The 11,927-nt window shown below is 55.4% G+C and carries 11 protein-coding genes; 4 read left to right on the top strand and 7 right to left on the bottom strand.

Annotation, left to right across the window (positions count from 1 at the left end):
• Window positions 1–103 precede the first annotated feature (103 nt).
• Genes GGQ73_RS18140 through GGQ73_RS18125 form a run of 4 tightly spaced genes read left to right on the top strand, consistent with a single transcriptional unit; the run spans window position 104 to window position 2,951 of the window.
• A complete protein-coding gene (locus GGQ73_RS18140) occupies window positions 104–574 on the top strand; it encodes a RidA family protein (RefSeq protein ID WP_174152878.1) in 471 nt (156 codons plus the stop codon).
• Window positions 571–1,311 (top strand): glycerophosphodiester phosphodiesterase family protein, encoded by a 741-nt coding sequence (locus tag GGQ73_RS18135; protein ID WP_183897325.1) that lies wholly within the window; start codon window positions 571–573, stop codon window positions 1,309–1,311. Before GGQ73_RS18140 ends, GGQ73_RS18135 begins: the two co-directional genes overlap by 4 nt.
• Window positions 1,308–2,498, top strand: coding sequence for a GNAT family N-acetyltransferase (locus GGQ73_RS18130; RefSeq protein ID WP_183897324.1), 1,191 nt, complete (start codon window positions 1,308–1,310; stop codon window positions 2,496–2,498). The genes GGQ73_RS18135 and GGQ73_RS18130 overlap by 4 nt, the downstream gene beginning before the upstream one ends.
• A gap of 27 nt (window positions 2,499–2,525) precedes the next feature.
• A complete protein-coding gene (locus GGQ73_RS18125) occupies window positions 2,526–2,951 on the top strand; it encodes an HIT family protein (RefSeq protein ID WP_174152875.1) in 426 nt (141 codons plus the stop codon).
• A 17-nt stretch (window positions 2,952–2,968) separates the two neighbouring features.
• Here GGQ73_RS18125 and GGQ73_RS18120 read toward each other — a convergent pair whose 3' ends face one another.
• From GGQ73_RS18120 to cckA, 7 genes are all read right to left on the bottom strand, one after another.
• Complete coding sequence (locus tag GGQ73_RS18120) at window positions 2,969–3,898, bottom strand: phosphatase PAP2 family protein (protein ID WP_183897323.1); 930 nt, start codon at window positions 3,896–3,898, stop codon at window positions 2,969–2,971.
• A gap of 60 nt (window positions 3,899–3,958) precedes the next feature.
• Window positions 3,959–4,306, bottom strand: a complete 348-nt coding sequence (locus tag GGQ73_RS18115; RefSeq protein WP_183897322.1) for an AzlD domain-containing protein — start codon at window positions 4,304–4,306, stop codon at window positions 3,959–3,961.
• A complete protein-coding gene (locus GGQ73_RS18110; RefSeq protein WP_183897321.1) occupies window positions 4,303–5,058 on the bottom strand; it encodes an AzlC family ABC transporter permease in 756 nt (251 codons plus the stop codon). Before GGQ73_RS18110 ends, GGQ73_RS18115 begins: the two co-directional genes overlap by 4 nt.
• A gap of 75 nt (window positions 5,059–5,133) precedes the next feature.
• Complete coding sequence (clpA, locus tag GGQ73_RS18105; RefSeq protein ID WP_183897320.1) at window positions 5,134–7,647, bottom strand: ATP-dependent Clp protease ATP-binding subunit ClpA; 2,514 nt, start codon at window positions 7,645–7,647, stop codon at window positions 5,134–5,136.
• A 10-nt stretch (window positions 7,648–7,657) separates the two neighbouring features.
• Window positions 7,658–8,011 (bottom strand): ATP-dependent Clp protease adapter ClpS, encoded by a 354-nt coding sequence (gene clpS, locus GGQ73_RS18100; protein ID WP_174152870.1) that lies wholly within the window; start codon window positions 8,009–8,011, stop codon window positions 7,658–7,660.
• Window positions 8,012–8,198: 187 nt separating this feature from the next.
• Entirely contained in the window at window positions 8,199–8,837 is a 639-nt protein-coding gene (locus GGQ73_RS18095; protein ID WP_183897319.1) for a helix-turn-helix transcriptional regulator, read from the bottom strand.
• A 176-nt stretch (window positions 8,838–9,013) separates the two neighbouring features.
• The gene (gene cckA / locus GGQ73_RS18090) at window positions 9,014–11,611 is read right to left on the bottom strand and encodes a cell cycle histidine kinase CckA (protein ID WP_183897318.1); all 2,598 of its coding nucleotides are present in this window, start codon (window positions 11,609–11,611) and stop codon (window positions 9,014–9,016) included.
• Between the last annotated feature and the right edge of the window lie 316 nt (window positions 11,612–11,927).

Here is an 11,927-nt window from a genome sequence, read left to right as displayed (position 1 = left end):
GTTGGACTCATCGCTCATATTGTACAAGCAACCGCCCGGCTTTTGGACATCATGTTCTTTTTGCCGGATTTTCGAACGATTTACAACAAAAGCGGAGACGAAAATGTCGGATGCCATCGAAGCTCGCCTGAAGGAATTGGGCTACACCCTGCCCGCCGCCGCGGCACCTGCTGCAAATTATCTACCTTATACCATCAGCGGCAATCTGCTTTATGTTTCCGGTCAATTGCCGATGGAATCCGGCAAGATTGCGGTCACTGGCCACGTCGGTCGGGATGTCGATGTCGCAACAGCCCAACGTGCCGCCGAACTTTGCGCCGTCAATATTCTGGCGCAAGTCAAAGCTGCATTGAATGGCGACCTTTCAAAGGTTCGTCGTATCTTGAAGCTCAATGGCTTTGTCGCATCCGTACCGGAGTTTACCGAGCAGCATCTCGTCATCAACGGCGCGTCCAACCTCATCGCCAATGTTCTCGGCGAAGCTGGCAAACACGCCCGGGCCGCCGTCGGAATGGCCTCCCTACCCTTCAACGCCGCAGTCGAGATCGACGCTATCGTGGAAATCGACGGATGACGCTGAAACTTTCATGGCTGACGGCTACACCGATTGCCCATCGTGGCTATCATGACCAGAATGAAACCGTGTGGGAGAATACCCTCACGGCTTTCTCCCGCGCCATCGAGGCGGGTTTTAGCATCGAGTGCGATTTGCAGCTCGCTTCCGATAGCGTTCCCGTCGTCTTCCATGACGATGAGATGACCCGGCTCACCGGTATCAAAGGTGATGTGCGGGAGCGGACATCGGGTGAACTTGGCATGTTATCGGTCGGACAGACCAGAGACCGCGTGCCAACGCTCAAGCAACTCCTGAAACTTTGCGACGGCCAGGTCCCGTTGGTGCTGGAACTCAAGGGTCGGGTCGGTGAAGGCATCGATGACGGCTTTGCGGAAGCGGTGCTGGAGGTGCTGGAGGGTTATGAAGGTCAGGTCGCACTGATGAGCTTCCATCATCATCTGCTGAAGGCTTTGAAAGCGGCAGGCTCGCCCTGGCCTCTCGGCCTCACGGCAGAGGGTGCAAATCCGGAGGACTTCTTCAAGCATGACGAAGCGATGCAGATTGGCCTAGACTTCATCTCCTACGCTTGGCCCCACCTGCCCAACAGCTTCATTGACGCTCAAAGAAAACTCGGCCTTCCCGTCATTACCTGGACCGTGCGGGATGAAATCGGACGCGAGAATACCTATAGATATGCGGACCAGATCACGTTCGAAGGTTTCGATCCAAAAGAAGGTACGACAGCCAGCGCATGAGCGAGGAATATTCCATTCGCGTAGAGCAATCCTTCAAGGACATAGATCCGGAAAGCTGGAACAGGCTCTCCGGGACTTCAAAAACGACACAAACAGAAGACTACAACCCCTTCATATCGCATGCATTTCTGTCATCAATGGAAGAGTCCGGCTCCGCAACCGCAAAGACCGGCTGGCGCGGGCACCATCTTCTGCTTGAAAACAGCGATGGTCTGTTGAAAAGCGCAATCCCTGCCTATCTGAAAAGTCACAGTCAGGGCGAGTATGTTTTCGACCATGGATGGGCGGATGCACTAGAGCGGGCGGGCGGCCATTACTATCCGAAGCTGCAATGCTCGGTGCCCTTCACGCCTGCCACCGGGCCACGGCTGCTGACAAATGGTGTTGATGACGCTGCTTTCCGTCAGGTTCTGGCATCCGGCCTGCGGCAGGTTACAGAAGCAACCGGAGTGTCTTCGTCACACGTGACCTTCGCACCCGATGACGATATCGACGCGCTGGTGCAGGAAGGCTTTTTGCCGCGCACAGACCAGCAATTCCATTTTATCAACAATGGCTACCGCGACCACGCCGATTTTCTCGATGCCCTATCGTCGCGCAAGCGCAAGGGCCTGAAAAAGGAACGACGCGCCGCACTGGAAAACGGCATCGAAATTGACTGGCTGACAGGCAGCGATCTGACCGAAGATATCTGGGACCAGTTCTTTGCCTTCTATAAGGACACCGGCAGCCGCAAATGGGGTCGCCCCTACCTCACCCGAGACTTCTACTCGCTGATCGGCCAGCGCATGGCCGATGATATCCTGCTCGTCATGGCAAAACGCGAGGGGCGTTATATCGCGGGCGCCATCAATTTCATCGGTGGAGAGGCTCTCTATGGGCGCCATTGGGGGTGCATCGAAGACCACCCCTATCTGCATTTCGAAGTCTGCTACCACCAGGCCATCGATTTTGCGCTGGCAAAAGGGCTGAAGCGCGTTGAAGCGGGTGCGCAGGGCGAGCATAAGCTTGCGCGCGGTTACACTCCGGTGACGACACGTTCCGCCCATTTCATCACCCATCCGGGCTTGCGTCGTGCCATTGCTGATTATCTGCAGCGTGAACGCAACGAAGTCGAGCAGATCGCAGACTATCTCGATGAGCATAGTCCATTCCGAAAGGGTGAGCGCCCGGAAGCAGACGACTGATTGCACCATTATACCAGGAGACATGTGATGACATCGGCCTATGATACCAACAACATCTTCGCCAAAATCCTGCGCGGTGAAATACCTTGCGCGAAGGTCTACGAAGACGATGACACGCTGGCGTTCATGGATGTCATGCCACAAGCACCCGGCCACCTGCTCGTCATCCCCAAAGCAGCCTCGCGCAATATTTTGGATGCCGATCCTGCTGTTTTGGCGAAGACCATCGCAGTGGTCCAAAAACTGGCCATCGCCGCAAAGCACGCTTTCGACGCCGAAGGCGTCAATGTAGCGCAGTTTAACGAGGCAGCGGCCGGACAAACCGTTTTCCACCTGCACTTCCACGTCATACCACGCAACGAACACGAACCCATGAAGCCGCACAGCGGCACCATGGCAGATGGTGATGTGTTGAGAGCGCATGCGGAGAAGATCAAGGCCGCGCTCGGCTGATCAGGCGCGCTGATGTTTCAAATCGGCATTTTTGCATCCGGCTCCGCTTCTTCTGAAGACAACGTTGCAAGCACCTTTCCCGCCAGAACATAGGCCAACCCAAACATCGCCATGCCGCCAAGGACATCGCTGAGGTGATGTCCGCCATGGACGAGAATGGCCGGCAGCATTACGACATTGACGATAAGGACGAATGGAAAAATCGACCTGATGCGCGCTAAAAAGACGACGGACATGCACGCCATGACGGTGTGAAACGACGGGAAACCAATGAGGCCCAGCACATTTCTTGGAGAAATGTAGCCTGCCCCTTCGCGGCCGAGCCTCAGAAGCTCGTCTCCGTAGTTCGGTGTCACGCCCAGTTCAATTCTCGACAAAAGGTCTGGAGACAAAACGTATAGCGTCGATGGCCCGAAGGTCGGAAATACCAACCAGATTGCGATGGAACCGATGACACCAATGAAACCGGTCAGCAGAAAATGCCACAGGGCATTGGTTTTGCCTGAAAACCCCAGCAAGACGATCACGAAGGCAAGCTGCGGAAGTGAGCTGAAATAGACGTAAAAAAGTATTCTGGATATGATCGGCCATTCAGCGGCGACCGCAACGGCCCTCGGCCAACTATAGCCAAAGATTGCATCGACTTGGACCAGCAGCCCATCGAATGGCGTCATGCGGATTGGAAGCAGAAGATAGTTGAAGACCGATGCGACAAGTGTGAAAACGATGAAAAGCCCTGAAGCAATCAAGACCACTGCAAGGCGCTCTTCGCCGCGGTGCGTCCGATAATATAATCCCCCGATCATCAAAGCCAAAGCTCCGAAACCGGGAAATGCGTAGCCCATCCAGTCAATCGAGATGCCTTTCGCCATGATCAAAATAAGATCGGCGAATGCCACGACGGCGACGAGAAGAATGAGGACACGCTCAGCTGGCAACAATCGCATAAGTATCTCCGTTGCGGCCAAAGCTATCGTTGAGACTTGAACGTTACGTAAACCCTAGCCTTATCGCAGGTCGAGAGCCAAAAGGCCGACGGCAAGCAGAACAATCGGGACCACCACCCCAACCAACACCCTTTGGCGCGCCAATAGAAAAACCGCAAATCCGAGCGATGCCGCGCCGATGCGGAGCCACATTGGCGAATTTTCCAGCGTACCTGTCGGGAAGACGATCAGCTTTGCCGTGACCGCCATGACGAGAGCCGTTGCCACCGCCCTCACCCAGTTGAGTGTTTCGGACCCCTCCTTCAGACGATTGCCGGCGACAACGCCGAGCCAGCGCCACAGGTCTGTCGCGAGCCAGCCTGCAAAGGCGATGAAGAGATAAGGCGCCCACCATGCGTCCGTCATCATGGCTCACCCTCCACTGACGTGGATGCGTTTGCGCGCCGAAACCAGAAGCGATCGATAAGATAGGCAAGTGTTCCGCCGCCTATACCGGCATAGAGAATATCGAATTCGGGTTCGACCATGGCAAACAGTGGACCAGCGATGACGCCAATGACAAAAGCGACCTTGACGACCGTATGCCGGGCTGTGGCCCAGATGGACGAGACGAAATAGACAGGTGTCAGGAAAAACAACACGCCAGCGACGATTGGCGGAAAGGCCGCGACCACGCCATAGCAAACACCGACAATTACGGCGTTGACCAGCGTCAACGTCATTCCAAAGCCGATGAACCACGCAACGCGCGCCTCTCGGGGTACCTTGCTGAGATTTTGCGTTGCGTAGACCCAAGCCGTAATGGCGACAAAGTGTGACAGGAACAGCAAGATCCAGGTCGGCGTTTTTGCTGTTCGCATTTCCGGCACGATGGAGGCCACCATCGGCATCATGCGGATCGATGACAATGTTACGACCAGAAAGCACGTCGCCAGGCCAGCGCCGCTGCTCATGGCTCCAATCAGAATCATCTTTGCAGGAAGCGCCCAGACCGACAAGGTCATGAACACCGCTTCTCCGCGCGTTACGCCAGACTCCAAAGCAAAAGCGCTGAACCCGACGAAAGACGTCATGAGAATGAGGGCGGGCAGTGAAAAAATGCCTTTCATGCCTCTGAAAAACCAGAGGTAAAGGGGCTGTGCTTCACGTTCTGAAAACATGCTAAAGTCCGGTACCGACAAAACTAAAAGTGCCGGGCGTCAAACCCGGCACTTTTTTTAAACGTGAAACACAGCTTACTTCTTCTTCGGAACCTTGGGCACCGTGTTTGTCCTGCGCGCGGGCTTCTCGGCTCCGGCTGCCTTGTCCGCATCCAAAACGGCAATATCTACGTCCGGCTCGGCTTTTTCAGCCTTTGCGGTTTTTGCCTTGCCCTTGGCCTTGCTCACGGTCTTGGCGGCCTTCAGCTCGGCTTCAGGCTTTGGCTTGACCGATGCGCTTTCCGATACGACGTCCAGTTTCAGCCCCTCAGTGCCATCATCCTTCTTGCCGATGGAGACAGTCACGACGCCACCCTTCTTGAGCTTCCCGAAGAGAATCTCGTTGGCGAGCGGCTTCTTGATGTATTCCTGAATGACGCGCCCAAGCGGACGGGCACCCATTTTTTCGTCATAGCCTTTTTCCGCCAACCAGCTGACCGCATCGTCGTTCAGAACGAATGTCACATTGCGCTCGGACAGCTGGGTTTCCAGCTGCATGACGAATTTCTGGACCACCTTGTGAATGACCGCAGTCGGCAATGGCGAGAACGGAATGATCGCATCCAGACGGTTGCGGAACTCCGGTGTGAACAAACGGTTCAGGGCCTCTTCATCTTCGCCCGTACGCTTGGAAGAACCGAAGCCGATTGCTGACTTCGCCATTTCCGACGCACCCGCATTGGTCGTCATGATCAGAATGACGTTGCGGAAGTCGATCTTCTTGCCATTGTGGTCCGTCAGCGAGCCGTGATCCATGACCTGCAACAGAATGTTGTAGATTTCCGGATGCGCCTTCTCGATTTCGTCCAGCAGCACGACGCAATGCGGATGCTGATCCACACCGTCAGTCAGAAGACCGCCTTGCTCGAAGCCCACATAGCCGGGAGGTGCGCCAAGCAAACGTGAAACGGTGTGGCGTTCCATATATTCCGACATGTCGAAACGAAGCATCTCGACGCCGAGGGAGGCGGCAAGCTGCTTTGCGACTTCCGTCTTTCCGACGCCGGTCGGACCGGAAAAGACGTAGGAGCCGATTGGCTTGTCGGGCTCACGCAGTCCTGCACGGGCCAGTTTGATTGCCGTCGACAGGGCTTCGATGGCCGTATCCTGACCATAAACCACGTAACGCAGTTCTTTTTCGAGATTGGCCAAAACCGTCTCGTCATCTTTCGATACCGTCTTGGCCGGAATGCGGGCCATGGTCGCGATCGTGACTTCAATTTCCTTTTCCGTGATCAGCTTGCGACGCTTGGATGCTGGCAGCAGCATTTGCGCGGCACCTGTCTCGTCGATCACGTCAATCGCCTTGTCCGGCAGCTTGCGGTCGGAGATGTAACGTGCCGAAAGCTCCACTGCGGCCTTGATGGCTTCATTGGAATAGCGAAGATGGTGATAGCTCTCGTAATAGGGCTTGAGGCCCTTCATGATCTCGATTGCATCTTCAATGGATGGCTCGTTGACGTCAATCTTCTGGAAACGACGAACAAGCGCCCGGTCCTTTTCGAAGAACTGGCGATATTCCTTGTATGTCGTCGAGCCGATGCAACGGATTGCGCCGGAGGACAAGGCGGGCTTCAGCAGGTTGGATGCATCCATGGCGCCGCCGGAGGTAGCACCTGCACCGATAACGGTGTGAATTTCATCAATGAAGAGAACAGCGCCCGGCGTCTCCTCCAGTTCCTTGACGACCTGCTTCAAACGCTCTTCGAAATCACCGCGATAGCGTGTTCCGGCCAACAGCGTACCGATATCGAGTGAGAAGATCGTGTCATTTTTCAACGCTTCGGGCACCTTGCCCTCCACGATCCGCTTTGCCAAACCTTCGGCAATGGCGGTCTTGCCCACACCTGGATCGCCCACATAGAGCGGGTTGTTCTTCGAGCGACGGCAAAGGATCTGAATGGTGCGGTTCACCTCGGCATGACGACCGATCAACGGATCGATCTTGCCGCCCTTGGCTTTCTCGTTAAGGTTGACGCAATAGGCCTTCAGCGCATCCTGCTGCTTTTTCGGTCCAGCAGAATCGTCCTCGATACCACCGCTGCGGGCGGGCTTGGCCTCGTTCTCATTTTCTTCAGCACCGCGCGGCGCTCGGGTCTGGGACGAGCCGGGGCGTTTGCCGATGCCGTGTGAAATGTAGTTTACGGCGTCATAGCGTGTCATTTCCTGCTCTTGCAGAAAATAGGCTGCGTGGCTTTCGCGCTCGGCAAAGATGGCAACGAGGACGTTCGCACCGGTGACTTCTTCCCGTCCAGAAGACTGGACATGGATGACGGCACGCTGGATCACGCGCTGGAAACCGGAGGTCGGCTTGGAATCCTCATCGTAGCCGGTCACGAGGTTGGAAAGTTCGTTGTCTACGTAATCAACAACCGTTTTGCGGAGTGCGTCGAGATCGACATTGCAAGCGCCCATCACGGCTGCGGCATCGGCGTCGTCCACCAGCGCCAGCAACAGATGCTCCAGCGTGGCGTATTCATGATGACGCTCATTTGCAAAGGTCAATGCCTGATGCAGCGCCTTCTCTAGACTTGGGGAAAAAGTTGGCACGTTGCGATCCTCATTTCTTTTCCATGACACACTGCAGCGGATGCTGGTGCTGTCGGGCGAAATCCATGACCTGGCTTACTTTCGTCTCTGCGACTTCATATGTAAATACCCCGCACTCGCCGACACCATGCTGGTGTACTCGCAACGTGATGCGGGTCGCACTTTCCCTGTCCATCTGGAAGAAACGCTCCAGAACGTGGATAACGAACTCCATGGGAGTATAATCGTCGTTCAACAAAAGAACACGGTAAAGATTGGGTTTTTTTGTCTTTGGTTTGGTGCGGGTAATCACCGAGGTTCCGCGGTTCGCACCGCCTTCGTCCCCGTCATGGTCACCCTGCATGTAGATCGACGTCGCGATCATCTCACATCATTCTCCAGATCGTCATCGCGCTACCGTTTCGGTCACGCGAGCCTGTATTTCGCTTCACCATATCTAGGTCTTCTCTCTGCGATTTTAAGCCCCTCGATGCGCAGCGCAATCATTAATCCGTTCACGCATCACAATCGGAAGGAAGAATTGCTTCCGTCGATCACGGCAAGCTGCAACCTCACAGAAGCGTTCGTCGTCTCAGCGTAACAGCAACTGCATGCTCCAGGCTTTCCACCTCCATCTTACGGCAAATAGCCTTGGCCAGGTAGTTGATCGTGCGGCTTGTGAGGGCCATCGTCGTGGCGATCGTCTCGAAACCATGACCTTCCAAGGCCAATGACATCACCTGCTTTTCCAGCCCGGACAAGGGCTGTCTTTCCTGCACCTGATGTCCGGTGATGGTCGTCAGGCGCGCATGAGCGTGAATCATCAGAACGTTTAGTTTCTCAATCTCGTCGAGAGTGAGATGAGGTCGGTCACCGGCAAATCCAATCAGGCGCGGGGCTCCGGAAATTCCAAGAGCGGGAAACATCGCGCCTCTTACCAGGCCACCCGCTCGAAACGTGGCTGCCGCTTCCGGCGTAATGCAATTGCCTGTTTCGGTCTCTGAAAGGTCCCAACGTTCAGGACCAAGACTGCCAGGAGACTGGATGAAAATCGACGCATAATAGGCAATGCATTCATCAACGTTGTAAAACAGTGAGGCTGCAATATTGGAGGGAAACAGAAACGATATCGGCTCTTTTTCCAGCAGACGCGAGGTATCAAGAACATAATAGCAAAGAAAATCGAACAGTTGCTGGATATCGGCCAGCACGAAGCCGACCTCCTCCACTGTCGTGATTTTTTGCAGCCTGATGAGCAGGTGTTGGTAGATTGTCTCGCCTCTTGGTGTAGAGAGAATGACCGACCGTTGCGCCGCAGTTCGGCACAGCAGCCGGCCCGGTGCCGCCGACTTGTTGGGCTAAAGAATATGAGCGCATGACGGGGCTGTCAATTTTCACTGTCCAGCATTTCGCGGACGGCGACCGCAAGCTGTTTCAGGGAAAATGGCTTCGGCAGAAAACCGAACTTCGCATCGGCTGGCAGGTTCTTCGCGAAAGCGTCCTCCGCGTAACCAGACACAAAGATGAACTTCATCTCGGGATAGGTCTTGCGAAGTTCACGCAGCAGCGACGGGCCGTCCATTTCAGGCATGACGACGTCTGAAACGACGATGTCGACCTTGCCCTCCAATTCCTCCAGCACCTCAAGCGCTTCCGTGCCGGAACCCGCCTCATGCACCGTATAGCCTCGCGTTTCGAGCATACGTTTGCCGCCCCGGCGCACCGCTTCTTCGTCTTCCACCAGAAGAACGACTGCGGATTTGCCGGTCAGATCGAGCGGCTCGTCTTTTGCAGCGGCATCCTTGGCGGCAGCGGCTGCAACAGCTTCCCGCAGCGCTTCACCCTCAAGCGGCGCAACCACTTCGACGATATGACGCGGCAGGAAGATGCGGAATGCGGTTCCCTTGCCCACTTCCGAATCCGGATAGATGTAGCCACCCGACTGCTTGACGATGCCGTAGACCATCGAAAGGCCAAGGCCCGTTCCCTTGCCCACTTCCTTCGTGGTGAAGAAAGGCTCGAAAATCTTGTCCATGATCTCCGGCGGAATGCCAGTGCCCGTATCGGCGACCTCGATCATCACAAGGTCTTCCGTGGGCAGGTCCGCACGGCCAAGAGCGACGATATCGTCTGCCGTCATGTTGCGGGTGATGATCTTGATCTTTCCGCCTTGCGGCATGGCATCGCGAGCGTTCACGCACAGATTGATCAGCACCTGCTCGAACTGCGACAGATCGGTTTTGACAGGCCACAGGTCCCGACCGTAATCAACATCGAGCTTGACGTTGGTCCCGGATATCAAACGATCGACCAGCATGCGCAGGTCGCCGATGACATCCGTCAGGTTCAACACGGCAGGGCGCATGGTCTGCTTGCGTGAAAAGGCCAGCAATTGCCGGACGAGGACGGCGGCACGGTTGGCATTGCGTTTGATTTCCATCAGGTCCGCAAAGCTGGCATCGGCAGGACGTGCCTGAAGCAGTAAATGGTCCGACGACAGCAGAATGGCGGTCAAAACATTGTTGAAGTCATGTGCGATGCCACCTGCCAAGGTGCCAACCGCATTCATCTTCTGGGTCTGCGCCATTTGTGTTTCGAGCGCTTTCTGCTCGGTCACCTCAATGGCATAGACAATCGCGACCTCTTCCGGGGCCTCATCGTCCTGATCCAGAACAGCATGGACGTAGAAGCGGAAATGACGAGCCTCATCGGTCGGATGGCGCGAATCAAACGGCGCGATATCACCCTGGCGATCTTTTGCGGCGTCGATCGCTTCCAGCAGCTTTGGCTTGTCATTGTCGAGCAGGACAGCATCGAGAACCACACCGTTATCGATATCATCCCGGCCAACGACACCTGAAAACAGTTTGAGGAACGGCGCGTTGGTGCGCAGAATTCGACGGTCACCATCCAGAGACGCAATCGCCATCGGCGTGTTGTTAAAGAAGCGTGTAAAACGCATGGCGGATGCCGACTCGGCGTTTTCCTTGCCCTTGGAGCGCATCAGTACGATGGTCCGGCTTTCGCCCGGCGCACCGTCCCGCGCGGCAGTCACCTCATGGACCAGACGCGCTGGCATGCTCTGTCCATTGACGCGGCGCATATCGAGATCAAGCATTTCCGTGCGCTTGGCTCCAGCCTGGGGCTGAACGGATTCGATCAGCGCCATCCCCTCGCCCGCCACGATATCCGATACCGTCAGCGACCCTGGCGAAAATTGCGCCAGATCAATGCCAAGCCATTGCGACAGCGTGGCGTTGAGGTAGACGATCTCGCCTTTTTTTCCAGCGGAAAAGAAACCCGCAGGCGCATGGTCGAGGTAGTCGATAGCGTTTTGAAGTTCACGGAAAAAACGCTCCTGATCTTCACGCTCCGTGGTAATATCGGCGATCTGAAAAACGTGAAGATCTTTTCCACTCGTGTCCTTCAACAGGCGTGCCTTCAGGCGATACCAGTGTGGGCCGGACTGAGATGGAGCAGCGCTCAAGGGCTTCAGAAGGCGAAATTCTTCGTAGCCGTCCGTGCCGTCACGCAGACCGTTGATGAGACGATAGAGGGCTTCGGTCGATTCCCGGTCCCGCGACAGCAGCGTTTCGAGACTTTGAATGTCGGTCGCCTTGGTCGCGCCGGTCATCTGGCAGTAGGTCGCATTGGCATAGACCAGCCGCCCTTTCGGGTCTGTGATCAGAGTGCCGTCCGGGTTGGATGACAGAAATCGCCGCGCCATTCCGTCGGACTGGGATTGCGGCATGACCTCGATAAACCCGATGGCCGAGGACACAAGGAAGAAGATACCCAGCATCGCGAGGATACCGAGAATGCCCAGTACGACCTCGTTTTCCAAGGAATTCTTGAAATAGACAAAACCGACAGCAGCAGCGACAAGAACGAGAGCGAGAAGCAATATTCGCAAGAGGGTCCCGGACCTGGCCCGCCTGTCCACCAAAGGAAAGTCATTGTCGCTGGCTTGGCTCACCTTGGTCATCGAGGCTCTAACCCTTGCAGTTTATCCGACCCCTACGCATTCGAAGACAAAACCTCGAACGGAATCGCTTTTGTCTGTCTCTTGTAGCAATTTGCGGAAATATCAAAAAGCTCCGTGTCGTCATAAACCTTTGCCAATACACAAAGAATACGCCTGATTCCGTGCGATATCGCACCTTGCGTGGCACCTTTGCCACGCGTGCAACGTTATTACCGCCATGCCGCCTAGAATTTTAGCGGCCTTAGAAGGATAAAAACTTGTACTCGGCGCAAAAAAATCGTCTTTTCGCGTAAAACTTCTTGAAAAAACCAGATGC

This window comes from Rhizobium skierniewicense, assembly GCF_014196515.1.
GTDB classification, from domain to species: Bacteria; Pseudomonadota; Alphaproteobacteria; order Rhizobiales; family Rhizobiaceae; genus Agrobacterium; species Agrobacterium skierniewicense.
This window is presented reverse-complemented; position numbering and strand designations above follow the sequence as displayed.